This is a genomic window from Cryobacterium sp. MDB1-18-1 (assembly GCF_004402735.1).
GTDB lineage: Bacteria > Actinomycetota > Actinomycetes > Actinomycetales > Microbacteriaceae > Cryobacterium > Cryobacterium glucosi.
Genome location: NZ_SOFR01000076.1, coordinates 53,473 through 78,664 on the forward strand (window position 1 = coordinate 53,473; position 25,192 = coordinate 78,664).

23 protein-coding genes and 3 tRNA genes are annotated in these 25,192 nt (G+C 67.7%); 14 read left to right on the plus strand and 12 right to left on the minus strand.

The genetic code is table 11. From position 1 onward, the window contains the following. Positions 1-45: 45 nt before the first annotated feature. Together E3O50_RS17825 and E3O50_RS17830 are read left to right on the plus strand one after the other, a co-directional pair. Entirely contained in the window at positions 46-927 is an 882-nt protein-coding gene (locus tag E3O50_RS17825; RefSeq protein WP_134448797.1) for a hypothetical protein, read from the plus strand. Further along, positions 920-3,025, plus strand: coding sequence for an HlyD family efflux transporter periplasmic adaptor subunit (locus E3O50_RS17830; RefSeq protein ID WP_134558659.1), 2,106 nt, complete (start codon positions 920-922; stop codon positions 3,023-3,025). Before E3O50_RS17825 ends, E3O50_RS17830 begins: the two co-directional genes overlap by 8 nt. A 135-nt stretch (positions 3,026-3,160) precedes the next feature. Here the strand turns inward: E3O50_RS17830 and E3O50_RS17835 are convergent, their stop codons facing one another. Then, the gene (locus E3O50_RS17835) at positions 3,161-4,180 is read right to left on the minus strand and encodes a LacI family DNA-binding transcriptional regulator (RefSeq protein ID WP_134558660.1); all 1,020 of its coding nucleotides are present in this window, start codon (positions 4,178-4,180) and stop codon (positions 3,161-3,163) included. Positions 4,181-4,348: 168 nt separating this feature from the next. Between E3O50_RS17835 and E3O50_RS17840 the strand changes: the two genes are divergently transcribed. The 3 genes from E3O50_RS17840 to E3O50_RS19870 all read left to right on the plus strand — a co-directional run bounded on the left by E3O50_RS17840 (position 4,349) and on the right by E3O50_RS19870 (position 6,930). Continuing rightward, positions 4,349-4,433, plus strand: a tRNA-Tyr gene (locus tag E3O50_RS17840). 83 nt (positions 4,434-4,516) lie between these two features. Next, a complete protein-coding gene (locus E3O50_RS17845; protein ID WP_134558661.1) occupies positions 4,517-5,347 on the plus strand; it encodes an inositol monophosphatase family protein in 831 nt (276 codons plus the stop codon). A 293-nt stretch (positions 5,348-5,640) separates the two neighbouring features. After that, the gene (locus tag E3O50_RS19870; protein WP_134558662.1) at positions 5,641-6,930 is read left to right on the plus strand and encodes a M23 family metallopeptidase; all 1,290 of its coding nucleotides are present in this window, start codon (positions 5,641-5,643) and stop codon (positions 6,928-6,930) included. 36 nt (positions 6,931-6,966) lie between these two features. On the opposite strand, the gene E3O50_RS17855 is transcribed toward E3O50_RS19870, so the two are convergent. Next, positions 6,967-7,914: a GTP pyrophosphokinase family protein gene (locus E3O50_RS17855; RefSeq protein WP_241975298.1), complete on the minus strand. Its 948-nt coding sequence runs from the start codon at positions 7,912-7,914 to the stop codon at positions 6,967-6,969. Positions 7,915-8,062: 148 nt separating this feature from the next. Then, entirely contained in the window at positions 8,063-9,739 is a 1,677-nt protein-coding gene (locus E3O50_RS17860) for a glycoside hydrolase family 13 protein (protein ID WP_134558663.1), read from the minus strand. A gap of 159 nt (positions 9,740-9,898) precedes the next feature. Here E3O50_RS17860 and E3O50_RS17865 point away from each other — a divergent pair, with 159 nt between their 5' ends. The 6 genes from E3O50_RS17865 to E3O50_RS17890 all read left to right on the plus strand — a co-directional run bounded on the left by E3O50_RS17865 (position 9,899) and on the right by E3O50_RS17890 (position 15,948). Beyond that, positions 9,899-11,152, plus strand: a complete 1,254-nt coding sequence (locus E3O50_RS17865; RefSeq protein WP_241975299.1) for a maltose ABC transporter substrate-binding protein — start codon at positions 9,899-9,901, stop codon at positions 11,150-11,152. Positions 11,153-11,269: 117 nt separating this feature from the next. After that, a complete protein-coding gene (locus E3O50_RS17870) occupies positions 11,270-12,892 on the plus strand; it encodes an ABC transporter permease subunit (protein ID WP_134558664.1) in 1,623 nt (540 codons plus the stop codon). 1 nt (position 12,893) lies between these two features. Continuing rightward, complete coding sequence (locus E3O50_RS17875) at positions 12,894-13,802, plus strand: sugar ABC transporter permease (RefSeq protein WP_134448804.1); 909 nt, start codon at positions 12,894-12,896, stop codon at positions 13,800-13,802. Positions 13,803-13,810: 8 nt separating this feature from the next. Further along, a complete protein-coding gene (locus tag E3O50_RS17880; protein ID WP_134558665.1) occupies positions 13,811-15,688 on the plus strand; it encodes a glycoside hydrolase family 13 protein in 1,878 nt (625 codons plus the stop codon). A gap of 81 nt (positions 15,689-15,769) precedes the next feature. Continuing rightward, positions 15,770-15,841 (plus strand) — tRNA-Thr (locus tag E3O50_RS17885). Between the two features lie 33 nt (positions 15,842-15,874). Beyond that, positions 15,875-15,948, plus strand: a tRNA-Met gene (locus E3O50_RS17890). Between the two features lie 160 nt (positions 15,949-16,108). Here the strand turns inward: E3O50_RS17890 and E3O50_RS17895 are convergent. From E3O50_RS17895 to E3O50_RS17915, 5 genes are all read right to left on the minus strand, one after another. Further along, positions 16,109-16,423, minus strand: coding sequence for a hypothetical protein (locus tag E3O50_RS17895; protein WP_134558666.1), 315 nt, complete (start codon positions 16,421-16,423; stop codon positions 16,109-16,111). Between the two features lie 55 nt (positions 16,424-16,478). Further along, positions 16,479-17,750, minus strand: a complete 1,272-nt coding sequence (locus E3O50_RS17900) for a M20 family metallo-hydrolase (protein ID WP_134558667.1) — start codon at positions 17,748-17,750, stop codon at positions 16,479-16,481. A gap of 3 nt (positions 17,751-17,753) precedes the next feature. Next, positions 17,754-18,761 (minus strand): arginine deiminase family protein, encoded by a 1,008-nt coding sequence (locus tag E3O50_RS17905; protein WP_134448808.1) that lies wholly within the window; start codon positions 18,759-18,761, stop codon positions 17,754-17,756. 81 nt (positions 18,762-18,842) lie between these two features. Next, positions 18,843-19,253 carry a nuclear transport factor 2 family protein gene (locus E3O50_RS17910; RefSeq protein ID WP_134558668.1) on the minus strand — a complete coding sequence of 137 codons (411 nt, stop codon included), beginning with the start codon at positions 19,251-19,253 and terminating at the stop codon, positions 18,843-18,845. Beyond that, positions 19,250-20,827 carry a cytosine permease gene (locus E3O50_RS17915; RefSeq protein WP_134558669.1) on the minus strand — a complete coding sequence of 526 codons (1,578 nt, stop codon included), beginning with the start codon at positions 20,825-20,827 and terminating at the stop codon, positions 19,250-19,252. Before E3O50_RS17915 ends, E3O50_RS17910 begins: the two co-directional genes overlap by 4 nt. A 111-nt stretch (positions 20,828-20,938) precedes the next feature. On the opposite strand from E3O50_RS17915, the gene E3O50_RS17920 reads away from it, so the two are divergent. Together E3O50_RS17920 and E3O50_RS17925 are read left to right on the plus strand one after the other, a co-directional pair. Beyond that, complete coding sequence (locus E3O50_RS17920) at positions 20,939-21,607, plus strand: cyclase family protein (protein WP_134558670.1); 669 nt, start codon at positions 20,939-20,941, stop codon at positions 21,605-21,607. Positions 21,608-21,617: 10 nt separating this feature from the next. Continuing rightward, positions 21,618-22,166 carry an XRE family transcriptional regulator gene (locus tag E3O50_RS17925; RefSeq protein ID WP_134448812.1) on the plus strand — a complete coding sequence of 183 codons (549 nt, stop codon included), beginning with the start codon at positions 21,618-21,620 and terminating at the stop codon, positions 22,164-22,166. A gap of 67 nt (positions 22,167-22,233) precedes the next feature. On the opposite strand, the gene E3O50_RS17930 is transcribed toward E3O50_RS17925, so the two are convergent. From E3O50_RS17930 to E3O50_RS19265, 3 genes are all read right to left on the minus strand, one after another. Then, on the minus strand, positions 22,234-22,812 hold the full coding sequence (locus E3O50_RS17930; protein WP_134558671.1) for a carbonic anhydrase: 579 nt from the start codon (positions 22,810-22,812) through the stop codon (positions 22,234-22,236). A 311-nt stretch (positions 22,813-23,123) separates the two neighbouring features. After that, a complete protein-coding gene (deoC, locus tag E3O50_RS17935; RefSeq protein ID WP_134558672.1) occupies positions 23,124-23,819 on the minus strand; it encodes a deoxyribose-phosphate aldolase in 696 nt (231 codons plus the stop codon). Between the two features lie 10 nt (positions 23,820-23,829). Beyond that, complete coding sequence (locus tag E3O50_RS19265; protein WP_166787281.1) at positions 23,830-24,003, minus strand: hypothetical protein; 174 nt, start codon at positions 24,001-24,003, stop codon at positions 23,830-23,832. 51 nt (positions 24,004-24,054) lie between these two features. On the opposite strand from E3O50_RS19265, the gene E3O50_RS17940 reads away from it, so the two are divergent. Then, the gene (locus E3O50_RS17940; protein ID WP_134446647.1) at positions 24,055-24,651 is read left to right on the plus strand and encodes a cation transporter; all 597 of its coding nucleotides are present in this window, start codon (positions 24,055-24,057) and stop codon (positions 24,649-24,651) included. A 117-nt stretch (positions 24,652-24,768) separates the two neighbouring features. Here E3O50_RS17940 and E3O50_RS19270 read toward each other — a convergent pair. Then, positions 24,769-25,192 (minus strand): HNH endonuclease signature motif containing protein (locus tag E3O50_RS19270; RefSeq protein WP_166790626.1); only part of this gene is annotated, 424 nt, incomplete at its 5' end.

Sequence of the window (25,192 nt, forward strand, 5' to 3'; positions counted from 1 at the left end):
CCGGGCATCCGCTTCAGCCACCGTTCCACGTCCATTGGAGACCTCATGACCCGCACTCGACCGACCACCCGTTTCGCCACCAACTTCGGAGTTCTTCTCGCCCTCGGCGGAGTGCTCCTCCTGACCGGCTGCGCCGCGGGGGCGAGCACGGCCGCGGTCCCGGCCGCCTCGTCAGCCCCGGCGGCCTCGGCTGGGGGGCAGGGAGACGGGGGCATCACCGGCACCATCGCCTCCGTTGCCGCCGGCATCCTGCAGGTTCAGGATTCCAGCACCCAGACCGCCGTGTCGTACACGGCCGCGACGACGATCACTGCGACCGTGACGGGCGCCCTGACGGATGTCTCCGTCGGCCGTTGCGTCTCCGTCTCCGGCTTCACCGCGGCGAGCGGTACGACGGTGGCCACCGCCGCGACGAGCGTGACCGTGACCGACGCGGTGGATGGAGCCTGCACGACGGGCAACCGCGGTGTCGGCGCGGGCGGAACGGGCGGGGCCGACGGCACCATGCCGAGCGGTGCCCCCGATGGGACCGCACCGACCGATATGCCGACTGACATGCCGACGGACATGCCGACCGACGGCGCCACCGGCGCCCCGGGCGGGATGACAGGAGGTTTCCCGGTCAGCGGACTCGTGACCGCGGTCACCGCCGACTCGATCACCATCGACGCCGTTGGCATGGGAGGCACGGACACGACCTCGACCGCGGTCACCGTCGCGTCCACGACCACGTACCTCAACACGGTCGCCTCCGACTCGAGCGCCCTCGTCGTCGGCGCGTGCGCCGTGGCGACCGGCGCCTCGGACACGAGCGGCGGCTTCGCCGCGACCGCCCTGAAGATCTCGACCGCCACCGCGGACGGCTGCGTCTCGCGGTCGGGCTTCGGCGGCGGAACCCGTCCGAGCGGGAGCACCTCCAATGAGTAGGACTCCCTTCGGCGCCTCCCGCAAGGCGGCCCGCGCGGAGGCCGCGGCAGCCGCAGCGGCCGCAGCCGGGGCTTCGCCTGCGACCGCGAAATCCGTCAGGACGGCCCGATCGGCGAAGGCCGTCGTGAAGCGCCGCCGGCGCCTGATCGCCCTCGGCGCGGTCACCGCCGTGCTCTGCGCCTCGGGCGGCGGGGTCGTCTACGCGATGAACCGCACGGACAGCGGCAACTTCCGCACCGTCGTCGCCGCAACGGGAACGGTGAGCCAGTCGCTCGCCGTCACCGGGACCGTCGCACCGACCACCAGGAAGGATGCCGCCTTCTCCGTCGGCGGGACCGTCGCGACGGTCGACGTCGCGGTCGGGGCCACCGTGACCGCCGGTCAGACCCTCGCGACCCTCGACGCCACGGATCTGGCCGCCGCGGTCACGAAGGCGGAGGAGACCGTCACCGCAGCCGAGCAGACCCTCACCGACGACCTCGACTCCCAGACCGCCACCGCGACAACCGCGACCACCGCGACGTCGTCGACGTCGTCTACGGCCGTCGCGACCGGGTCCTCGTCGGCGGCTTCAGTGTCCGGGGGCACCACTGACACGAGCTCGGGAACGACGGGAGCGTCGACCGGCTCGACCCCGACCGTTTCGAACGCGGCCGTGACGGCGGCCGTGACCGCGGTCACCGCAGCCCAGGCGGCGCTCCTCGCGAAATACACCGATGCCCAGACCGCGCTCGCCGCGAGCGACGCGACCATGGCCTCGACCGACGAGACCTGCAAGCCGTTCATCGACGCGGCACTCGACGACGCCGCGACGACCGACACGAGCGCGACCGACACGATCACCGCCACGACGGATGCCTCGCCCACCGCCACCGCCACGCCGACCCCGACCCCGACCCCGACCCCGACCCCGACCCCGACGGCGACCCCGACGGCGACCGCTGACCCTGCGACCGCCGCCGAGCGACTCGCCGCCGCGAAGGCCGACCTGGCCGCCTGCCAGACCGCCATCACCGCGGTCCTCGCCGGCCAGAAGACCGTCGACACGGCCCAGCAGGACGTGCTGACGCTCGTGACCGCGCTGAACTCCGCCGTCACCGGCCTCACCGACGCCGTCACGGCGGCGAATGCCGCCACGACGACCGCGACGACCGGAAGCTCCACCGGGACCACGGGAGCCACCGGCACCGGCACGACAACGGGTGCGACCGGCACGACAACGGGTACAGCAGCAACCGCGGGCACCACGTCCACCGCCACCGGAACCACCGGGACGACCGGAACCATCTCCGGAGCCGGCACGGGCTCGACGGCGACGACGACGGTCGCCTCGGCCGAGACGATCGTCGCCGACCGGGCCGACATCGCCGCGGCAGGGGCTCAGCTCGCCATCGCCCAGAAGCAGGCCACCCTCGCCACCCTCACGACCCCGTACGCCGGAACCGTCGCCGCGGTGGCGATCCTTGCCGGCGACACCGTCTCGGCGGCGTCGACCACCGCCGTCATCACGATCCTCGGCAATGACGGCTACGTCATCGACTCGACCGTGTCCCTCGCGAGCGTCGCGAGCCTCGAGGTCGGCCAGACCGCGAAGATCGAACTCGCCACGACGGGAACGGAACTGACCGGGGTCGTCAGCTCCATCGGCATCCTGAACGTCTCGACGTCGTCGACGCCGAAATATGCGGTCACCCTCGCCGTCGACGCGACGGACGCCACAATCCTGACGGGGGCCTCCGCCCAGGTCACGGTCGCGATCGAGAGCACGGATGCCGTGCTCACCGTGCCGACCTCTGCCGTGCACCGCGACGGCTCGGCATACACCGTCGACCTGCTCGTCGCCGGTACCTCCACCTCGACGACGGTCACGGTCGGCGCGGTCGGCACCGAGCTCACCGAGATCGATTCCGGCCTCGTGGCCGGCGACGTCGTGATCCTCGCCGACCTGGACGACGCGATCCCGGGGACCGCGGCCGACACGAGCTCGAGCCTCACCAGCCTCGGCGGTTCGAGCAGTGGAAGCAGCACCGATTTCCAGGGCGGCCCGCCATCCGGCGACTTCAGCGGCTTCAGCGGTGGCACCCCGCCCCAGGGCTGAGCCCGCGTTCCGAATTCAGGAGACGGCCTCGGATTCCGGCCAGAACCGGTCAGAAAACCGGTTCAGCCGGGCGCAACTCCTGAATTCGGAACGGGGGCGGCGGTGGATTCGACGCGGGGCGCGAACGGGTGAGGTTCAGCCCTGGGCCGGGCGGGCGGTGCTCGACCGCACCATCAGCTCGAACGGGATGGCGGTGTCGAGTCCGACCGGGTCGTGCTTTCCCGGCTGCAGCTCGTCGAGCAGGATCTCGACGGCCTTGTCTCCCTGCCACTGCGGGAACTGGGCGATCGTGGTCAGCCCGAAGAAGTCGGCGAGGTCGTGGTCGTCCGTCCCGACCACGGAGACGTCCCGCGGCACGACCAGCCCGAGGTCGCGCGCGGCGAGGATGCTGCCGATCGCCATTTCGTCCGACGCGGCGAAGATCGCGGTGGGACGCTCGTGCGGGTTGCCGAGCAACTGCTTCGCGGCCTGGTACCCGCCGCGGACCGTGAAGTCCGCCGCCTGGAACAGGGCGGGCGTCGGCGTGATGCCCGCGCCGGTCAGCGCGAGCTCGTAGCCGAGCCGCCGGTTCGTCGGCAGGTGGAAGTCGAGGTCTAGCTCGAGGTTGCCTCCGATATGCGCGATCCGGGTGTGCCCGAGCGCGAGCAGGTGCTCGGTCGCGAGACGGGCGACGGCGACATCGTCGATCGTGAGGGTACGCACCCCGGGGATCGGACCGCCGATGCCGACGAGCGGCTTCTTGAGCGCGTGCAACCGGGCCACCTCATCCGGGCTCAGCTCGAGGGAGACCGCGATGACGGCATCCACTCTCTGGCGCAGCAGGAAGTGCTCGAAGACGCTGCGGCGTTCGTCGTAGTCCCCGGCGAGGCTGTAGAGGGTGAGGTCGAAACCGCCGCGGAGCAGCGCCTTCTGCGCGCCCTCGACGACATTGGAGAAGAACCAGCGGTCGAGGAACGGCACGACGACGCCGATGTTCTTCATCCGACCGGATGCGAGGCTTGAGGCGTTCGACGACACGACGTAGCCGAGTTCCCCCGCAACGGTCTCGACCCGGAGCCGGGTGGCCGGGGAGACATGCCCGTTGCCGCTCAGGGCGCGGGACACCGTCGCTGTGGACACGCCCGCCTGGCGGGCGACGTCGTCGATGCCGACCATGCGGCTCCTCACAAGTCAGGGGGAAATGGCCCTTCAGCGATCATATCGAGCGGGCGCATCCGCCAGCCGTCAGCGACGGTTCCGGACGCAATTTCGCACGGGGGCAATTCCCTTGTATTCTGTCTGAGCGTCTCCGGTCAGGTGGTTTCACATGGTCGGGTGCGCAATGGCAAGTTACCCAAGTGGCCAAAGGGATCTGACTGTAAATCAGCCGTCGTAGACTTCGGGGGTTCGAATCCCTCACTTGCCACCACCCAATGCCCCCGGAAACCCCGTGTTTCCGGGGGTTTTTGCGTCTCCTTCCCGGCTCTCCCCTGCGTCATCTACCGTGGAACCATGACTGCTCCCGCCCCGACCGAACTGCTCCGCCTCGCCAAGGACACCGCGCTCGTCGCGGGGGAGCTGGCCGCGCGGCGACGCGCGGAGGGTGTCGAGGTGGCCGCGTCCAAGTCCTCGCCGGAGGACATCGTCACCTTCGCAGACCGGGAGACCGAGAACCTGATCCGCGCGCTGCTCGCCGAGGCGCGGCCGAATGACGGCTTCTTCGGCGAGGAATCCGCGGCGACCCCCGGCACCTCCGGCCTGACCTGGGTCGTCGACCCGATCGACGGCACGGTCAACTTCCTCTACGGGATCCCCGCCTGGGGCGTCAGCGTCGCCGTCGTCGAGGGCGACGACCCGGCCACCTGGACGACCGTGGCCGGCGCCGTCTTCAACCCGGCGCTCGGCGAACTCTTCACGGCCTCGGCGGGCGGCGGCTCACACCTCAACGGCAGCAGGCTCCAGGTCAAGACCGGCGTTCCCCTCAACCTCGCACTGGTCGGAACCGGGTTCTCCTACCGGGCGGCCATGCGGCTGCGGCAGGCGAACGTCGTACACGGCCTCATCGGCCGGGTACGGGACATCCGCCGGATCGGTTCGTCCGCGCTCGACCTCTGTTCGGTTGCCGCGGGGCGCCTCGACCTCTACTACGAGCGCGGGCTCAACCCGTGGGACCAGGCCGCTGGCGCGCTCGTCGCCCGCGAGGCCGGCGCGCGCGTCGGAGCCTTCGGCGAGGACCGGGAGGGAATCGACCTCCTGATCGCAGGGGCACCCGACCTGTACGCCGACTTCGAGCCGATACTGGCCCCACTCTTCAGCGAATTCATGAGTTCTCAGGAACGGTGACGCGTCGGCCGCCGGATGCCCGCCGATGCCGGGGTGACAGCGGAAATCCGGCCGAAACAGCGCCCCCAATAGTGACGGCAAAATACCCCGTTTTGGGGTGTCATTACGTGCACAGGAATGGAATATTCGGGCCTCGCGGGTTAGCCTGTAGTGATTCGTTACTTTGGCCAGGCCAAGACGACCACTCTCTCGCCACTGTCAGCCCCGCCGAAAGAATTCACCCGACTTTGTCTTCTCACTCCTCCACACCGCGTGAACGCGCGCGTGCCGCGAGTGACTCTGGAAGCCCGGCAGTGACCGATTCTTCCGCTCCGGCGCAGCCCGTCCAGCAGGCTGTCCCCGTGCATCCGGCCGCACTGACCCGCCGGGAACTGCGCGAGCAGGAACGCCTCGCCGCGACACCCCTGGCCGCTGCACACCGCGCCGCAGCAGCCGACGCACTCGCCGTTCCCGCCGTTCCCGCCGTTCCGAACGCCGCGCGGCCGATCGAACTCAGCGCCGACGCTGCGCAGGTCCTCGCCGATGAACTCGCCGAACCCGAACTCGCCGCCGTGACGGTCAACGACACCGACCGCCTGATTGCTGCCCCGGCCGCCGCAGACGCACCCGTGACCGACCTCGACCAGCTCCTGACGGATGCCGGGACGCCGACCACCTCGATCCCCCTGCCGACCAGGTCCCAGGTTCGCGCCGCGAAGTCCGGCCACGGTGCCGCCGGGGCGATCCGGGCCCTGGACGACGGCGGCCAGCCGGTCCGCCCGTCTCGGACCGGGTCGCGGACCGCCTCTCGGGCACTCCGCAGCGGCACGATGAAGCAGTCGACCCAGCGACCCGCCGTCCAGGCGCCGTCCCAGCGGCCGGCACCGAAGCTGCGCCGCCTCGCCACGACGGGCGTCACGGTCGTCGCCATGGCCTTCGTCGCCCTGATGGCCGTGTCGACATCGCTTCCCGCCGAGGCGCTGCTCTCCTCGGCCGACGTGCAGGCCGCCGCCCGGCTCTCCACGCAGACCTCACCGGCCGAGCCGGCCCAGACGCTCAGCATGGACGGCGGCACGGACACGATTTCCGTCACGCGTGACGGCTTCGAATCGAAGTCGATCGCCGAGGTCGCAGCGGCGAGCGGCATCCGCATGGAAGCGACCTTCACCAACAACCCGAACGGCACGATCCAGTGGCCCTTCGCGGTCGGCGTGCACATCGGCGACCGGTTCGGTTATCGCAACTGCGCCGGTTGTTCCGCTGACCACCAGGGCCAGGACTTCAACCCCGGCATCGGCGCCCCGATCCAGTCCATCGCCGACGGCGTCGTGAGCTTCACCGAAGACGGCGAAGGCAGCCTCGGCGTGCATATGATCATCGACCACGTCATCGACGGCAAGGTCGTCTCGAGCGTCTACGCGCACATGATCCACGGCTCCATGCTCTTCAAGACCGGCGACGTCGTCAAGGTCGGCCAGGTCATCGGCAAGGTCGGTAACACCGGAATGTCCACCGGCCCGCACCTGCACTTCGAGATCCGCCTCGGCGGCAAGGACGGCGTCCACGTCGACCCGCTCGTCTGGCTCCGCGCCAACACGAACTAGAGCCCCCCGCGCGCCCGGTGGCGCCAGCCGGTGGCGCTAGTCGGTGGCGTCGCTCGTGCGGCCGCGATCGATGGCTTCGAGCAGGCTCGTCGGCAGCGCGAACGGGGTGAGTCCGGCGATGCTCAGTAGGTCGTCCCCTGCCCGCACCGTGGGTTCGAGGGCGACGACCTGGTTGTGCAGGCGTTCCATCTGGATGTCCAGGCGATTGGCGACATCCGCTGCCTCTTTGAGCTCGGCGACGAGGTTCGCCGGCACGACGCCGCGGTACTTGTAGAAGATCTTGTGCTCGAGGCTCGCCCAGAAATCCATCGCGACGGTGCGGATCTGGATCTCGACGGTGACCGGCTCGACCCGGTCGGACATGAACACCGGGATCGCCACGATCAGATGCAGGCTCTTGTAGCCGTTCGACTTGGGGGCGGCGACGTAGTCCTTGACCTCGAGGACGGTGACGTCTTCCTGGCTGGTCAGCATGTCGAGCACCCGGTAGGTGTCGGAGATGAAGCTGCAGGTGACCCGGATGCCCGCAATGTCCTGGATCTGCCGGCGGATGTCCTCGAGGTCGAGCGGGCAGCCCTTGCGGAGAGCCTTGTTCAGGATCCCCTCCGGCGACTTGATCCGGGAGCTGACATGCTCGATCGGGCTGTAGTCGTGGATGGACGCGAACTCTTCCTTGAGGATGTTGATCTTCGTCATCATCTCGTCGGTCGCGAACTTGTAGGACATCATGAAGCGGGTGAGCTCGGTCTTGATCTCATGGTGGCGCGCCTTCTCGGCGTCGCTCTCGGCCTGCATCTCAGCGTGTGTTTCCGCGTGTGTCTCGACGTAGGCTCCTGCACGGGACACTGCGCGAGCCCCAGACCGGGTTCCTGGCCCTGAACCGGACTCGACGACGAGGTCGGTATCCGTGCTCTCCTGTGCGACCAGGTCGGTATCCGTGCTCTGCTGGATGCCGGCGACGCTGTCGGTCTGTGGGGCGGTCACGGTGTGCTCCTTCTACGGGCTCCCAATCGGCGCCGCTCCCTCAATCCTCCCACTTCGGGCTGAACGGCAGCCGCTGAGGTGTCGCATATCGATGTTCGCGCGGGTCGCGAACATCGATATGCGACACCTCAGCTGAGGGAGGGTGGAGCTAGGCGCGCAGCCAGGCCGTGGTGTCTCCGGGCAGGGTGCGTCCCGTGAGCGGTTCGCTCGCGAGCAGCACCTCGCCGGCGGGCAGCGTGACGGATGCCGCCCCCGTGTTCGCGACAACGGTCACGCTGCCGTTCGTGAACGCCACGACCGCGTCACCGAGCCCGTCCAGCCCGTTCAGCCAGGACACCGAACCGAGCCCGAGGCCGTGCTCCTTGCGGAGCCTGAGGGCGAGCTTGTAGAGCTCGAGGGTCGACGTTGGCACGCCTTCCTGCACGTCGCGGGCGAGTTCGCCCCAGATGGCCGGCTGCGGCAACCAGCTGGCCGCGGTCGGGCCGAAACCGTAGGACGGCGCAGAGCCGACCCAGGGCAGCGGCACGCGGCATCCGTCCCTGCCGTAGCGTTCACCGTTGGTACGGAACCAGGTCGGGTCCTCGCGAGCGGTGTCCGGCAGGTCGACGACCTCGGGCAGGCCGAGCTCCTCGCCCTGGTACAGGTAGCTCGAGCCGGGCAGGGCGAGCATGAGGGCGGATGCCGCCCGCGCGCGACGCAGGCCGACGACGGTATCGGGAAGGCCGACCGTCTTCGGGCCGATGCCGTGACCCTGCAGGTTGTCGCCCGTCAGCGCGAGGCGCGAAGCGTGCCGGACCACGTCGTGGTTGGAGAGCACCCAGGTGCTCGGCGCCCCGACCGCGCTGAACGCGGCGAGGGAATCGTCGATGACGCGGCGGAGGGCTGGGCCGCCCCAGAGGGTCTCGAGGTAGGCGAAGTTGAAGGCCTGGTGCATCTCGTCTGGGCGCACCCACTCGGCGACGTGGCTGAGCGGGTCGACCCAGGCCTCGGCGGCCAGGATCCGGTCGCCGGGGTACTCGTCGAGCACGAGCCGCCAGTCGCGGTAGATCTCGTGCACTCCGGGCTGCGCCCAGTACGGGGCGGTCGCGGCGGGCTCGGCGACGACGCCGGGCTCGAGCGCGGTGGCTCCGCCCATGCTGCCGCCGTCCGCGGGGGGAGTGTAGTCAGGGAGGCCTGCGGCCTTGATCATGCCGTGTGCGACGTCGACCCGGAAGCCGTCGGCGCCGCGGTCGAGCCAGAAGCGCAGCACGTCGCGGAACTGTGCGCGCACCCAGGGGCTCTGCCAGTCGAAGTCCGGCTGGCTCGAGTCGAAGAGGTGCAGGTACCACTGGCCAGGAGTACCGTCGGCCTCCATGACGCGGGTCCACGCGAGACCGCCGAAGACGGATTCCCAGTTGTTCGGCGGCAGCTGGCCGTTGACGCCCTTGCCGTCGCGGAAGATGTAGTGCCCGCGCTCCTCGCTGCCTGGGCCGGCCGCGAGGGCGGCCTGGAACCAGGGGTGATCGCTCGAGGAGTGGTTGGGCACGAGGTCGACGATGACCCGGATGCCGAGATCGTGCGCCGTCGCCTGCAGGGTGGCGAAATCGTCGAGGCTGCCGAAGAGTGGATCGACGTCGCAGTAGTCGGCCACGTCGTAGCCTGCGTCGCGCTGGGGCGACGTATAGAACGGTGAAAGCCAGATCGCGTCGATCCCGAGATCGCGCAGGGCCGGGAGTCGGCTGGTAATACCGGCGAGGTCGCCCATACCGTCGCCGTTCGAGTCAGCAAACGAGCGCGGGTAGATCTGGTAGATAACGGCGGTACGCCACCATTCGGAGCCTGTCATGACGAAAACTTTACTGCATGGAATCCCTCATGAAAGCGTTTGCAGAAATCTATGCTTAAACGATTCCGACAAACTTTCAAATACCATCGTGCTTTGAATTGCCAATCAACAGCCGATCGACTAAACATGTAAACGCTTGCACTTTTATTTGTTCGTTCTATGAGAGGCACACCAATGATGGTGAAGAAGAAAGCCCTGCTTGCCGCCGGCGCCGTACTGGCCGCCGCAACACTGGCCCTGACCGGCTGTTCAGGCGGAGGGGCCGCCTCGACAGCGAGCTCCACGGCCGCCGCCGGCTCCGGAAGCCTGACCGTCTGGGTCGACGCCGACCGCGCACCCGTGCTCAAGGATGCCGCCGCAGCGTTCACCCAGGAGACCGGTGTCGAGGTGAAGCTGGTCCAGAAGGACTTCACCAAGATCCAGGACGAGTTCATCGCCCAGGTCCCCACCGACAAGGGCCCGGACATCACGATCGCCGCCCACGACTGGCTCGGCAACTTCGTCGCCAACGGCGTCGTGCAGCCGGTCGAACTCGGCGACACCGCCGCCAACTACCAGAAGGTCGCGGTCACGGCGATGAGTGTCGAGGGCAAGACCTACGGCGTCCCGTACTCCATCGAGAACATCGCGCTGCTCCGCAACACCGCGCTCGCCCCGGCCGCCCCCGCCAGCTATGACGACATGGTCGCAGCGGGCAAGGCCGCCGGCACCGAGTTCCCGTACCTCGTGCAGCTCGGCCCGGACGCCGACCCGTACCACCTGTACCCGTTCCAGACCTCCTTCGGCGCCCCGGTCTTCGGCACCAACGCCGACGGCAGCTACAACGCGAACGACCTGTCCATCGGCAACGCCGGTGGCGAGGGCTTCGCGACCTGGCTCGGCGCCCAGGGCGCTGCAGGCAACCTGAGCCTCAACGTCACGAGCGACATCGCCAAGGAGAAGTTCCTCGCCGGGGCCTCGCCGTTCCTGATCACCGGCCCGTGGAACGTCCCCGACGCCCAGAAGGCCGGCATCACCGTCGCCGTCGACCCGATCCCCTCGGCCGGCGGCCAGACCGCACAGCCGTTCGTCGGCGTGCAGGGCTTCGTCGTGAGCGCCAAGAGCAAGAACGCCCTCGCCGCGAACGAGTTCCTGGTCAACTACATCGGCAGCGAAAAGGTCCAGACCGCCCTCTACAAGGTCGGCGGGCGGGCTCCGGCCAACACCGCGGCCTTCGAGGCAGCCAGCTCCGACCCGATCACCGCCGGCTTCGGCAAGGTTGCGGCCACGGCCGTCCCGATGCCGAGCATCCCGCAGATGGGCAAGGTCTGGCAGTTCTGGGGTGTCACCGAAGCGGCGATCATCTCCCAGAAGGGTGACCCGGTCGCCCTGTGGCAGAAGATGACCGCCGACATCCAGACCGCCATCAAGTAACGAAGCACCACAGCGCCACAGCACCACAGCACCACAGCACGACGGATGCCCGTCCCCGTCCCCCGAGGACGGGCATCCGCTCACCAGCACAACCTGCACCCGAGAAAGCGGACGACGATGACCACACCACGCACCGAGCAGGACGCGGCGCAGCTCCGGCAGACGAAACGCTCCCGGCGGGCCGCCCGGGTCGCCGAGGCCGCCTCCGCCGGGGTCAAGGTGCTCCTCGTGAAGATCGTGCTTCTGGGCATCGTCGACGCGATCAGCGTCTACGCCCTCTTCGTGCTCGTGATGAAGCAGGACTGGGTCGTCGTCGGCCTCGTCGCCTTCGTCACCCTGGTCGTCAACTGGATCTACTTCAGCCACCAGAAGCTCCCGGCCAAGTACCTCGCGCCCGGGCTGATCTTCCTGCTCATCTTCCAGATCTTCGTGATCGGCTACTCCGGCTACATCGCCTTCACCAACTACGGCACCGGTCACAACAGCACCAAGGCCGACGCGGTCAACGCGCTCATCGTCTCCTCGCAGGAGCGGGTTCCCGACTCCGCGAGCTACGGCCTCACCGTGCTCGAACAGTCCGGCGAGTTCAGCTTCCTCGTCACCGACCCCGACGGCACCATCAGCGTCGGCTCGGCGACGAGCCCCCTCCGGGTCGTCACCGACGCGACGACGGATGCCACGGGCAAGGCCACCGGCCTCGCCGGCTACACGTCGCTGCGCTTCGCCGACATCGTCGCCCAGCAGCAGGCGATCGCCGCGCTCTCCGTCCCCGTCTCGGACGACCCGAACGACGGGTCCCTCCGCACCCCCGACGGGTCGAGCGCTTACCTCTACGTCTCCGACCTGGTCTACTCCGCCGCCGACGGCACCATGACGAACAGCAGCACCGGCGTCGTCTACGCCGACAACGGCAAGACCGGCTCCTTCGTGGCGCCGAGCGGCGAGGAACTGCTCCCCGGCTGGAAGGTCGAGGTGGGCTTCGCGAACTTCGTGCACGCCTTCGGCTCCGAGTCCATCCGCGGGCCGCTGATCAGCGTCACCCTCTGGACCTTCGCCTTCGCCTTGCTCTCGGTTCTGACCACGTTCGGGCTCGGGCTCTTCCTCGCGATCGTCTTCAACGACCTGCGGATGCGCGGACGGAACGTCTACCGGGTGGTGATGATCCTGCCGTACGCCTTCCCGGCCTTCCTCTCCGCCCTCGTCTGGGCGGGCATGCTCAACCCGCAATTCGGCTTCGTGAACCAGGTGCTCTTCGGCGGGGCGGACATCCCCTGGCTGACCAACGAATGGCTCGCGAAGTTCAGCATCATCTTCGTCAACCTCTGGCTCGGCTTCCCGTACATGTTCCTGGTCTGCACCGGGGCTCTGCAGTCGATCCCGACCGAGATCCAGGAGGCCGCGACCGTGGACGGGGCGAGGCCCTGGCAGGTGTTCCGGCTGATCAAGCTCCCGCTGCTGCTCGTCTCGGTCGCGCCGCTGCTGATCTCCTCGTTCGCGTTCAACTTCAACAACTTCAACCTGATCTACATGCTCACCGGCGGCGGTCCCCGAGATGTCACGGCCGGCGTGAACGTCGGGGCCACCGACATCCTGATCTCGATGGTCTACAAGGTGGCCTTCGTCGGCGCGAGCCGGGACTACGGGCTCGCGAGCGCGTTCTCGATCATCATCTTCCTGCTGGTCGCGCTCGTGTCGATCGTCAGCTTCAAACAGACCAAGGCGCTAGAGGAGTTGAACTGAGATGCGAATCGCAGCCCCCGAAACCAGTGACCTGTACATCCCGACCAAACGACCGTTCAACTTCGGCCGGTGGTTCTCCCGCACCGGCTGGCGGCACCTCGTCGGCGCCGTCATGGTCGTGTTCTCCGCATTCCCGCTGCTCTACGTGCTCTCCGCGTCGCTGCACCCGGGTGGCACCCTGATCACGGCGAACGGCCTCTTCAACGAGGTCGACCTCGGCAGCTACTCGACCCTGTTCAACCTGCCGCAGCAGCCATACGCCGCCTGGTACGGCAACACGCTCCTGATCGGAACGATCACCTCGGTGTGCACCGTCTTCCTCGGAGCGCTCGCCGCATATTCCTTCTCCCGCATGCGCTTCCGCGGGCGTCGGGCGGGGCTGCTCATGCTCGTCCTCGTGCAGATGTTCCCGCAGCTCCTCGCCGTCGTCGCGATCTTCCTGCTGCTCAGCGGCATCTCGGACATCTTCCCCGCGATCGGCCTCGACACCCAGATCGGGCTGATCATGGTCTACCTCGGCGGCGCCCTCGGCGTGAATACCTACCTGATGTACGGCTTCTTCAACACGATCCCCGCCTCGATCGACGAGGCGGCCAAGATCGACGGCGCCGGCCATGCCCGGATCTTCTTCACGATCATTCTGCGGCTCGTCGCCCCGATCCTCGCGGTCGTCGGCCTGCTCTCCTTCGTCGGCACGACGAATGAGTTCGTGATCGCGAGCATCGTGCTCATCACGCCGGAGAAGCAGACGCTCGCCGTCGGCCTCTACCAGTTCGTCTCCCAGGAGTTCTCGAGCAACTACTCGGTGTTCGCCGCCGGAGCCGTGCTCGCGGCGCTGCCGGTGATGGCCCTGTTCCTGTTCCTGCAGAAGTACATCGTCGGCGGGCTGACCGCCGGGTCCGTCAAGTAATCGGCACGATGCGCCCGCAGCCCTCTGCAGAGCCTCATCACGACGGGTCACCGCTCTACGTCTCCACCCAGACTCCCGCGCTCGGGGAGAGGGTGCGGGTGCGGGTGCGCGTTCCCCGGCAGTTCGGCTGTGTCAGTGCCGTCTACGCGCGGTCCAACCCCGACAGGGAGCCTCGATTCAATGCGGCGCACCTGCTCGGCACGGTCGACGGCACGCAGTGGGTCGACGGCGCCCAGTGGTGGGAGGCCGAGGTGCTCGTGGAGAACCCGGTGCACGGTTACCGGTTCCTCCTCACGCGGGTCGACGGCAGCCACGCCTGGCTGAACGCGAGCGGCGTGCATTCCATCGAGACGCTCGACTCGGAGGACTTCAAGCTCGTCACGTTTGCTCCGCCGCCCGAGTGGGCGCGGTCGACCGTGATGTACCAGGTCTTCCCCGACCGGTTCGGCCGGTCCGCGAGGGCCGACGGGCGGGAGGCACCCGCGTGGGGCATCCCGGCGGGCTGGAGCGACGGCGTCGACAGGGAACAGCCCGGTCGTTCGCACCAGTTCTACGGCGGTGACCTCGACGGCGTGGTCGACCACCTCGACCACCTCGCCCGGCTCGGCATCACCCTGATCTACCTGACCCCGGTGTTCCCCGGTGCCTCCAACCACCGCTACGACGCCTCGAGCTTCAGCGAGGTCGATCCCCTGCTCGGCGGCGACGATGCCCTGGTCCGGCTCGTCGGTGCCGCGCACGCGAACGGCCTCCGGGTGATCGGCGACCTCACGTCCAACCACTCGGGCGATCGCCACGACTGGTTCCGGGCCGCGCACCGCGCCCCGGCGGCCCCCGAGGGTGCCTTCTACTATTGGCTCGACGAGGAGCACGACGGCTACGCCTCCTGGCTCGGCGCGCGCAGCCTGCCCAAGTTCAACTGGGCCTCGGCAGAGCTCCGGCGGCGGTTCATCGAGGGCCCCGACTCCGTCGTCGCGCACTGGCTCGAGCCGCCGTACAGCCTCGACGGCTGGCGCATCGACGTCGCCAACATGACCGGGCGGATGCTCGGCGACGACCTCAACGCCGAGGTGCGCCAGACCATCCGCCGCACCATGATCGAGGTCAACCCCGACACGATCCTGCTCGGTGAAAGCACCAATGACGCCGCGAGCGACTTCCAGGGCGACGCCTGGCACGGCGCGATGACCTACGCGAACTTCACCCGGCCGGTCTGGGGCTGGCTCTCGAAGCCGAACAGTCCCTCCTCGTTCTTCGGCCTGCCCTATGGCACGATCCCGCAGTACACCGGGGTGCAGTTCGTCGAGGCGCATCGCCGCTTCACCGCCGGGTTCCCCTGGCGCACGCGGCTCGCCACGATGAACGCCCTCGACACGCACGACACACCTCGCTTCCGCACTCACGCCCTGGACGGAGCCGTGCCGGTGGCGTTCGGGCTGTCGGTCACGTTGCCCGGTATCCCGGTCGTCTTCGCTGGGGATGAGTTCGGCCTCACCGGCGACGACGGCGAGCACTCGCGCACGCCGATGCCCTGGGCGAGCGCGGGGGAGCCGGCGGTCGCGGAGACGATCGACCTCTACGCCGCCCTGATCCACCTGCGTACCGGCCACCCGGCCCTCAACGGAGGCTCGATGCGCTGGCTGCACGTCGACGACGACGTGCTCGTCTTCGTGCGCGAAACGGGCGATGAGTCCGTGCTCGTGCTGGCGGCACGGGCGCCCGGTGCGGTGTCCCTGCCGGCCGGAACGCTGGCGGGAGCGGATGCCGCGATGCGGCTTCTTGGCGACGCCGAGCTCGTAGGCGCGACCGACGGCATCCGCCTCACAGCGCCCGGCCCGTCGTTCACGGCCTGGGCGCTTCCCGGGGTGCTCGTGCCCGTTGGGTGAAACGGTCACGGGGAGGGCGGCGGAGATGATAATGTTTACCGGTTGCCGAAATTCAGGGCGCAACTTCTGAAGAGAAGTTCTGCCCCCTTAGCTCATTGGTAGAGCACTTCCTTGGTAAGGAAGAGGTAGTGGGTCCGATTCCCACAGGGGGCTCAGGCTTGGGCGGTCGTGAGGCCGGCAGGTCGTGGCGGGGTAGCTCAGTTGGTTAGAGCACACGGCTCATAATCGTGGTGTCGCGGGTTCAATTCCCGCTCCCGCTACACATAGCCCCGGACTTCAGCGAAGTCCGGGGCTTCTTCGTGCCATCCAGAGGCTCAACCCCGCACAAACCCCGCACTTTGGATTGTGCTGTCGATCACCACGACTATCGGCGCCCCTTCCCTCGGGCCGCGGACTCATCGTCTAGTTCGATGTTCTGGTTTATTCCGCACGGCGCACATCGTGACGTTGCCCGAGCATCCAGCCGGCACCGAAGGCGAGCACGACCAGCCCGACGATGAACACCACCGTCCCGATCTGATTCTGTGGCGAGAACAGCCCGCCCGGCGGGAGGAATGTCGAATCGCTGAGCGGCGCATACGCGTACCAGCCGAAGCTCGCTTGATTGCTCGGCAGAAGAAGAAGCACAAGTCCGATGACGGCCGCCACGGCGCCGAGGACGACCATCGATACGCTCACCCGACGCGAGCGGTTTGACTCGGAAACGTTGCCTTGCCCAGCCTCGATCTCGCCCATGTGGCCATGCTAGGGGACCGATCCCGGACGCGACGCCTCAACCGCGCCGCCGCGACTACCCCGCGAAGTCGCCGAGCGCGAGGCGCTTCACGACCTCGGTGAGCACTCGGGCGCCCGCGACGAGGTCGGTGTCGTGGGTGAATTCCTTCTCGTTGTGGGACACCCCGTCCACGCTCGGAACGAAGATGAGGATGACGGGGACCGTTTCCTTCAGATTCGTGGCGTCGTGCCCGGCGAGGGTGAGCACCCGCATGCTGTCGAGGCCGAGTTGCTCGGCGGCCGTCTCGGTGATGGCCAGCCCGGTCTCGAGAAAAGGTCCGCTCTCCCAGACGCTCGAGGCGAGGACCTCGATGCGCACGCCGGTTTCCGACTCGATGGCGCGCATCCGCTGTTGCAGAATTTCAAAGGCGCTGGCGAGGATGCTGGATTCCCGGGCGCGCAGGTCGGCGAGCAGCCGAACCTCGCGTGCAATGGTCACGGGGGAGTTGGGCCCGACCGTGAACTCGCCGACGGATGCGTGCAGCACCTCGTCGTCGAACTCGCGGACCAGCTCGTTGATCGCGACGACGAGCTTGGAGGCACCGAGAAGGGCATCGCGGCGGTCCCGCATCAGGGTCGAGCCGGTGTGGGACTGCTCACCGAGTACGACGATCTCGTATTTGTACGCGCACCAGGTGCTTGCGACGACTCCGATCGGTACCCCGGCGTCTTCGAGCGTGCGGCCCTGTTCCACGTGGATCTCGGCGTAGCCGGCCACATCGGGTCCGACGAAGCCGCCGCGACCGCCGATCGCGTCGAGCGCCTCCCGCACGCTCGTGCCTCTCGGGTCGGTCGTCGCCAAGGCGACCTCGAGGTCGAGTCGGCCGGTGAAGACCGCGCTGCCCATCATGCTCGGCTTGAACCGTGAGCCCTCTTCGTTGAACCAGTCGACCACGGCGATGTTGTACCGGGGCGTGATTCCCGATGCCGCGAGATCGCGGTGTGCGCGGTGCGCGGCGTGCCCGGCGGCGAGCACGCCATATGCGCCGTCGTACCGCCCGGCGAGGGGCTGGCTGTCCAGGTGCGAGCCGAACAGCACGTACGGCGCGCCGGGCACCAGCTCGAGCAGGCCGAAGATGTTGCCGATCGTATCGACCTCCACCCGGAAGCCGCGGTCGGCCAGCCAGGCAGAGAACCAGGACCGCGTCTGGCCGTCGGCGGCGCTCGCCGCCTGACGGTCGACGCCGCCGCCGCTGGTAGCGCCGAATTCGGACATGGTGTGGAAATCGGCCAGGAGTGCTGCGGCATCCGCCTCGGTGTTCGCGTCGACAATCGTGTTCGTGGTCATCGTCTAGCTCCAGTCTCTTTGCAGTTCCATAGTCGAGCAGTGCACGCTGCCGCCGTTCTTGAGCATCTCGCGGTAGGCGACGGGCAGGACCTCGACGTCGTGCCGGTCGCTGAGGATCTCGGCCGTCCGCGGGAAGTGGTCGGGCATGATCACCTTGCGGCGATCGAGGGCGAGCATGTTGCACGCCCATTCCTCGCGGGGATCGACCTCGATGGTTTCGATGCCGAGGTCCCACAGCTGTGCCATGTAGTCGTAGGGCGCCAGCCGCGGGTTGACGAGGGCGAGGTCGTCGTCGAGCATGACGGCGCACATGTCCAGGTGGATGAGGTATCCGGGCAGCGTGACCCGCTTCAGGGTGATGCCGAATTCCTCGAGGATCCTCGCCAGCTGCCGGTACCCTTCCGGGTTGCAGCGCACCGAGGTGCCGAAGAACGCCGTGTCCGGCCGCACCTTCTGGAAACTGCCGCCTTCGGCGAGGCCGGAGCCGGTGACCGTGCCGAGGATGGGCATCCCCGCAGCGGCGACCGTTGCGGTGATCGACTGTTCCTCCCCCCGGCGCATCCGCGGGGCGAGGCGCCCGATGATCGCTCCGCCTGGGATCGTGATCAACGGGTCGCGGGTGTACACAGACTTCGTGAACGTGGCGGGAAGCTCGGGGGCGAACACCACCTCGACGTCATTGCGGGTGAGGGTGCTCACGAAGTCGTCGTACTGCGCGTTGAGGAGGTCGAGGTCCGGGGTGTCGCGCCCGGTCCAGTACCAGCGCAGTTCCGGGTCGACGAGGGCGCCGAGTTCCTCGTTGTAGGTGTTCGCCCGCACATTCGCGAGGCCCTGGCTCGGCCGTCGCATCAGCACGGAGCGCAGCCGGCCGACCTCGTCTGCGGCACCCCAGCGCCGTCCCCAGGTCGCTTCGAGTTCCCCGGTGTCGCCGAACGCGGGGAGGGCCTCCGGTCCGAGGAGCCGGTGGAACTTTCCGTCGGATATCTCGAGGGTGGAATCGATCTCGTGCATGAATGCTTCTTTCGGTGACTGGGTGTGGACGCGTGTCGATATGGTCATGGGCGGATGTCGTGTCCGGCTCCTACGGGAACCTCACGACCTCGCGGAGAGGTGCTCGTGCACGGCCAGCCATGTGCCGCCCCGGTTTTCCAGAACGATCGACTCGCGCTCGGCCAGGGTCTCCACGGTGCCGTCGAAGGTGACGGTGCTGGCGACGTCGTGGCTGAACACGGCGACCTCGCCGAAGACCTGGATCCGACGCTCGCTCGAGACGCAGGAGAGCACCCGGAAGCCGTTCTGCTGTTCCCACTCGTCCCACAGCTCTTCGTAGGCGGCCCGGGATTCGAGCCGCGCGGGCGCCGAATGGAAGAGGAACGTCGCCTCAGGGGCGAACCGGGAGAAGTACGCGTCCCGCAGATGGTTTCCGAAGTCGGAGATCAGCGCGTCTGCGGCGGCGAGGGCGTCGGCGGCCGGGGTGCCGGGGTCGGCCACGTCGTTGCTCATGAGGCGCGCCGTGCGGCGGCCCTGGCGTGCACGCGGGCCGCGCTCGAGGCGTGGTCGGTCACGACGTCCTGGAGCGGCGCATTCGAGGAGGGAACGAGCCGCGGGCCTTCCTCGCCGAACACGTAGCGGGGTTCGGGGAAGATCCAGAGGGCGCCGAGGTAGAGCACGGCTCCCGCGACGACGGCCGTCACGAGGCTGAGGTCCATGCCGCCGCCCAGGGCGCTGAACGGGCCGACGATGACGGGCGGGTAGTTCGCGAAGAGGAGTCCGATCACGGCGGCGCCGATCCAGGCGACCATGCCGCGCCAGTTGACGCCGGAGTTGAACCAGTAGATGCCACCGGTCTCGCCCTTGTTGAAGACCTGCAGGTTGCGGGCATCGAAGTGTCCGCGACGCACGATGAAGCCGATCGCCATGATGACCATCCAGGGTGTCGTGGTCACGATGATGGCCCCGATGAACGCGTTGACGGCACCGAGCAGGTCGAAGAACAGACGCCCGGTGAGGATGAACAGGAAAGCGATGACACCGATTCCGATGGTGGCCTGCACCCGGCTGAAGCGAGGCACGACCGAGGAGAAGTCGAGGCCGGTGCCGTAGAGCGAGGTGGTGCCCGTCGACAGTCCGCCGATGAAGGCGACAACCATCAGGAGCACTGCGTACCAGATCGGGGAGGCCTGGATGAGGGCGAAGACGTAGTCGGCCTGGCCCGCGACGATCGTGGCGGTGGCGACGCCGAACAGGAACGGGATGAGGGTGAGGGCCTGGCCGAGGAAGGTGGCGAGGAGGAGCTTGCTCGTCGGCGTCGATTTCGGGATGTAGCGAGACCAGTCGCCGAGGAACGCGCCGAAGGAGATCGGGTTCGCCATCACGATGAGCGCGGAGGCGACGAAGGTGGGCCAGAAGCCGCCGAGGGCGAGGGCATCGGGCCCGGGGTTGTATCCGGCGTCGAAGGTGCCGGAGAACGCGACGAACGCGAGCAGGATCAGGGCGGTGTTTGCGATCACGGCGGTCTTGTTGACGAGGAGCATGAACTGGAAGCCGAACACGACGACGACGATGACGATCACGCCGATGACGCCGTAGACGAGGGTGCGGAGTCCGACGGAGTCCTCGATGCCGGCCAGGCGGTTGAGCGCGCCGACGAGGGCATCACCGCTCACCCAGACCGAGATCGAGTAGAAGGCGATCGCGGTGAGGAGGGACAGGAAGGAGCCGACGACGCGGCCGCGAACGCCGAAGAACGCGCCGGACGAGACGGCATTGTTCGTGCCGGTGCGCGGGCCGAAAAGGCCCATCGGCATGAGGAAGACGGTGCCGACGAGAACTCCGGCGACGGTGGCGAGCACGGCCTGCCAGAACGAGAGGCCGAGCACGATCGGGAAGGTGCCGAGCAGAACGGTCGCGAAGGTGTTGGCGCCACCGAACTGGATGCGGAGGAGGTCGACCCACGTCGATGTGCGGTCAGGGTGTGGAATGGTGTCGATCCCGTGGGTTTCGACCTCGGTGATCTTGGGGCGGGCATTGAGCACGGCGGTGCCGGAATCGCCGGCGCCAGTGTTGCTGCTGGTCATGGTGAACGCCTTGTCTTTCGTAGCGGGTGGGGTCTCCGACTGCGCAGAAGAAGTTGAGATGACATTACGTTCACTGGGAGAAAATTGATAGATATGCAAGAATTATTTACCATGACGAAACAATCGATTGTCGATCTCTCCGTCCCCGTCGGTGCGGGTACGCAGGTCTACCCGGGGGATCCGGTGCTCGAATTCTCCGTGCACAGCACCATCGAGCGAGACGGCTTCAATCTGCTCAACGTGTCCATGGGGTCCCAAACCGGCACCCACGTGGACGCCCCCTTCCACTTCAGCGAGACCGGCCTGAAGATCGACGAGATCCCGCTCGAGCGCTTCGTCGGACGCGGCGTCATCGTCGACGCCCGGGCCGCAGGGCCCCGCGGCCGCATCGGCTGGGAGTTCATCGAGCCGGTCGCCGACCAGGTGCGACCGGGCTCGATCATCCTCCTGCACACCGGCTGGAGCGAGCACTACGGCACCGACCGGTATTTCGAGAACCCTTTTCTCGATGCGGATGCCTGCCGTCGCCTGATCGGGCTCGGCGTGCGAACGTTCGCGATCGACGCGATCAACATCGATGAAACCCCCGATGAGACCCATCCGGGTGAGGGATTCCCTGTGCATCACCTCATCTCAGACGTCGACGGCGTGATCGGGGAGAATCTGACGAATATCGCGGCAATCGACTTCCCTGCGCCGGTGATCTCGCTTCTTCCGATAGCTTTTGAAGCGGCAGATGGTGCTCCGGTGCGAGCGGTAGCGATTCGGCTCGAACCGTAGGGACGTTGAAATGGCACGTCAGATTCCGATTGGAGCGCGGCTCCGCGCAGCCCGGCAGGCCAAGAACCTGACCCTGGAGGCGGTCTCCACCGCGGCGGGAGTCACCTCGGGGTTTCTGAGCCGCATGGAACGCGACCAGGTGTCGCCCTCGGTTTCCTCCCTCGTCGCGATCTGCGATGTCGTCGGTCTCCGGGTGGGAGAACTCTTCGAGGCGCCGGCCACCCAGATCGTCCGTGCCGGTGAGGGGGCGCCGATCAACTTCGGGGGCCAGGGCGCCGAGGAGTTCCTGCTGACGCCGGGGGTGCAGACCCATATGCAGGTGATCCACTCCCGCATCCAGCCGGGGGGTTCGGCGGGCCCGGACCTCTACGAACTGGAAAGCGAGGCGGAGTTCGTGCTCGTCCTGGCCGGTTCTCTCGAGCTGGTCATCGGCGAAGACGTCTTTCTCCTGGCCACGGGTGACGCGATGACATTCCGCGGCAGGGATCCGCATCGCTGGCGAAACCCCTCGCCGGCGGACGCCTGCGAAGTCATCTGGATGCTCGCCCCGGCGCCGTAGACGCACATCGCCGGCTCGCGCCCGCAGGCTTGCCCCGGCACCGCGCCTCAGCCGGGCAGGGGTCGCCTCAGTGCGCCGAGCCGGCTGCCGTGGCCGCAGGCACCTCGACGAGCCGGCCGGTCGTCACGTCGTAGATGTAGCCGTAGACCGGGATTCCCGCGGGAACGAGCGGATGCGCCTTGATGCGTCCGACGTCCTGCAGAACGCTCGACGCCTGGTCGGAGATCGTCAGCCAGTCGACGTACTTCGCCTCCGCCGAACCCGGGCCGGTGCCGACGTCGTAGAAGCCGGCCTCGCCGAGGGCGGCCGTCTCCAGGCTGTTGGCGAGCAGTCCACGGATGACTTCGTCGGTGAAGAATTCCATCCCGCAGTTGGTGTGGTGGATGACGAACCATTCCTTGGTGCCCAGGAGCTTGTAGGAGATGACGAGCGAGCGGATGGCGTCGTCGGAGGCACGCCCGCCGGCGTTGCGGATCACGTGCGCGTCGCCTTCGCTCAGACCCGCGTACTTGGCCGGATCGAGGCGCGCGTCCATGCAGGTGAGGATCGCGAAGCCCCTGGCCGGCGGCAGGGCGAGCTCTGACTTGTCGCCGAATGCTTCGGCGTATGCGCTGTTTGCGGACAGGACTTCTTCGAGAACGGTCATGGATGCGTCCTTCACGATGGGGGTAAGCCGCCTCGGCTGGCGGACTTTGTGAAAGCGTAGTCAGCGATGCCGGAGCGGAAAGCCTTTGTTGCGCATTGTTCCGGGGAAGTCGTCCACTTCGTTGTCGGGCGGTAGCTGACGTGCATATCGCAAGAACTCGCGCCTTGATCCTGGTCGCAGCTCACATATAAGTTCTCCGGCCAGTTCAGCTGACCGGGAAGCTCGGAAGGCGTCGTCGGTTTGATTCCCGCTCCCGCCACACTGACCCGGACTCCGTCGGAAGTCCGGGTCATTCTTTGCCTGAGAGGGGGTCAGTAGGACCCGGCAGCTCCGGTCGGGATGGCGCCGGCGAGCAGCGCCGCGCTGCCGGAGACGCCGAGGCGGCTCGCGCCCGCTTCGATCATGGCGAGGGCGTCGTCGAAGCTGCGGACTCCGCCCGACGCCTTCACCTGGGCCCGGTCGCCCACTGTCTGCTTCATCAGGCGCACCGCATGCACAGTGGCCCCGCCGGCGGGGTGGAAGCCGGTGGAGGTCTTGACGAAGTCGGCGCCCGCGGCCACGGACGCTTCGCACACGGCGACGATCTCGGCATCGGTCAGCGCCGCGGATTCGATGATGACCTTGAGCACCTTCGGTGCTGGGACGCTGGCACGCACGGCGGCGATACCGGCCTGCACGTCGGCGAAGCGGCCGGCCTTGGCCGCGCCGATGTCGATGACCATATCGATCTCGTCGGCGCCTTGCGCGATGGAGAGGGCGGCCTCGGCGGCCTTGATGATGCTGTGGTGCTTGCCACTGGGGAAACCGCAGACGACCGCGACCTTGAGGTCGGCCCCTTCCGGGATGGTGAGCGGCAGCATGGAGGGAGAGACGCAGACGGAGTAGGTGCCGAGTTCTATGGCCTCGGTAACGAGGGCGGTGACGTCGGCGGTGGTGGCCTCCGGCTTGAGCAGGGTGTGGTCAATGCAGCGGGCGATGCTGATGGTGTCGACGAGGGAGGTTGTCATGGGTGGGTCCTTAGCTGGTGACGAGTTCGGGGGAGATGTGCAGCGCGGTCGATGCGCTGAATTCCTCGATCGAGACGACGCGACCGTCCAGGTCCAGTCGGCGAAACCAGGCATCACCCCGACCGGCTTCGATGGCGATGTGGGAGGTTCGGGAGATTCGGGAGCGGAGCGCTGTGCGCAGCACCGACCCTCTGAGCCTGTGATCTGCCCAGACATTCACTCTACGCTGGACGGCATGCGTTCAACCGGAGCCGTCGACACCGAGGTGGTTCTCCTCCGGCGAGGACGACGACTCGAATATGTCACCCTGGGCTGGAACGTCGTTGGGGTCGCCATCCTGGCCGTGCTCGGCGTGACCGCATCGTCTGTCGCCCTGGTCGGATTCGGACTCGACAGCCTCATCGAGATCGGTGCCAGTACGGTCGTGCTCTGGGAACTGTCCGGCACGGGGGAGACTCGTCAGCAGCGTGCGCTGCGGATGATCGGTGTCGCGTTCGTCGCGCTCGCCGCATACCTCTCCGTGCAATCGACCGTGGCCCTGGCGTCGAACCACCATGCGTCGCCGAGCGTCGCCGGAATCGTCTGGACGGGCATAACGGCCGCTGTCATGTTCGCACTGGCGTTCGGGAAGGCCCGGACCGGCCGCGCCCTCGGAAATCCCGTGCTCGTCACGGAAGGCCGAGTCACTCTGATCGACGGTGTGCTGGCCGTCGCCGTACTCGCGGGGTTGGTCCTCGACCTCGTCCTCGGCTGGTGGTGGGCCGATCCACTCGCCGGCTATGTGATCGTCTACTACGCGGTCCGTGAAGCCATCCACATATTCCGGCCATGATCCCGTTCTTGTCGGTCGCCTGGTCGGTCCCCGCATCGGCTGCTGTGGCTTTTGGGCCGTAGCGATAGCTGCGGCGGCCGGACAATGTAGCAGTCCAGTGAGGGGGACCCGCCGGTTCTAGAACGGTGTCGGGTCGTCGGGGTCTTCGGGTGTGGGGTCGAGGTTCCAGACGTCCACGATCGGGACCGATGGTTTCGGTGCGGGTTTCGGTTTCCGGGGTGGTCTCATGTCGGCGGAGGGTTCGACGATGTAGCTGTACCCGGCGGGTGAGGTCCATTCGATGCGGCCGTCGCCGAGGTGCCTGGGCGACCACCGGGTGTAGCTCTTGACCGCGTGGTGATACGGGCAGAGGTGGGCGAGGTTCATCGCGTCGGTCTCCCCGCCGTGCTGCCACTCCACACTGTGGTCGAGGTCTGATCGTTTGGCGGAGCGCCGGCACCCGGGGAAGGTGCAGGTTTCATCGCGCACCTCGAGCCACTTCTTCAAAGCCGCGGGCGGTTTGTAGGTGTCGCGTCCCATCGAGAGCACGACGCCGGTTTCC

What these genes read in the sequence shown, in the direction of transcription:
- E3O50_RS17825 (WP_134448797.1), top strand. Translation starts at nt 46, where the DNA reads ATGACCCGCACTCGACCGACCACCCGTTTCGCCACCAACTTCGGAGTT.
- E3O50_RS17830 (WP_134558659.1), top strand. Translation starts at nt 920, where the DNA reads ATGAGTAGGACTCCCTTCGGCGCCTCCCGCAAGGCGGCCCGCGCGGAG.
- E3O50_RS17835 (WP_134558660.1), bottom strand. Translation starts at nt 4,180, where the DNA reads ATGGTCGGCATCGACGACGTCGCCCGCCAGGCGGGCGTGTCCACAGCG.
- E3O50_RS17845 (WP_134558661.1), top strand. Translation starts at nt 4,517, where the DNA reads ATGACTGCTCCCGCCCCGACCGAACTGCTCCGCCTCGCCAAGGACACC.
- E3O50_RS17860 (WP_134558663.1), bottom strand. Translation starts at nt 9,739, where the DNA reads ATGACAGGCTCCGAATGGTGGCGTACCGCCGTTATCTACCAGATCTAC.
- E3O50_RS17865 (WP_241975299.1), top strand. Translation starts at nt 9,899, where the DNA reads ATGAGAGGCACACCAATGATGGTGAAGAAGAAAGCCCTGCTTGCCGCC.
- E3O50_RS17870 (WP_134558664.1), top strand. Translation starts at nt 11,270, where the DNA reads ATGACCACACCACGCACCGAGCAGGACGCGGCGCAGCTCCGGCAGACG.
- E3O50_RS17875 (WP_134448804.1), top strand. Translation starts at nt 12,894, where the DNA reads ATGCGAATCGCAGCCCCCGAAACCAGTGACCTGTACATCCCGACCAAA.
- E3O50_RS17880 (WP_134558665.1), top strand. Translation starts at nt 13,811, where the DNA reads ATGCGCCCGCAGCCCTCTGCAGAGCCTCATCACGACGGGTCACCGCTC.
- E3O50_RS17895 (WP_134558666.1), bottom strand. Translation starts at nt 16,423, where the DNA reads ATGGGCGAGATCGAGGCTGGGCAAGGCAACGTTTCCGAGTCAAACCGC.
- E3O50_RS17900 (WP_134558667.1), bottom strand. Translation starts at nt 17,750, where the DNA reads ATGACCACGAACACGATTGTCGACGCGAACACCGAGGCGGATGCCGCA.
- E3O50_RS17905 (WP_134448808.1), bottom strand. Translation starts at nt 18,761, where the DNA reads ATGCACGAGATCGATTCCACCCTCGAGATATCCGACGGAAAGTTCCAC.
- E3O50_RS17910 (WP_134558668.1), bottom strand. Translation starts at nt 19,253, where the DNA reads ATGAGCAACGACGTGGCCGACCCCGGCACCCCGGCCGCCGACGCCCTC.
- E3O50_RS17915 (WP_134558669.1), bottom strand. Translation starts at nt 20,827, where the DNA reads ATGACCAGCAGCAACACTGGCGCCGGCGATTCCGGCACCGCCGTGCTC.
- E3O50_RS17920 (WP_134558670.1), top strand. Translation starts at nt 20,939, where the DNA reads ATGACGAAACAATCGATTGTCGATCTCTCCGTCCCCGTCGGTGCGGGT.
- E3O50_RS17925 (WP_134448812.1), top strand. Translation starts at nt 21,618, where the DNA reads ATGGCACGTCAGATTCCGATTGGAGCGCGGCTCCGCGCAGCCCGGCAG.
- E3O50_RS17930 (WP_134558671.1), bottom strand. Translation starts at nt 22,812, where the DNA reads ATGACCGTTCTCGAAGAAGTCCTGTCCGCAAACAGCGCATACGCCGAA.
- deoC (WP_134558672.1), bottom strand. Translation starts at nt 23,819, where the DNA reads ATGACAACCTCCCTCGTCGACACCATCAGCATCGCCCGCTGCATTGAC.
- E3O50_RS17940 (WP_134446647.1), top strand. Translation starts at nt 24,055, where the DNA reads ATGCGTTCAACCGGAGCCGTCGACACCGAGGTGGTTCTCCTCCGGCGA.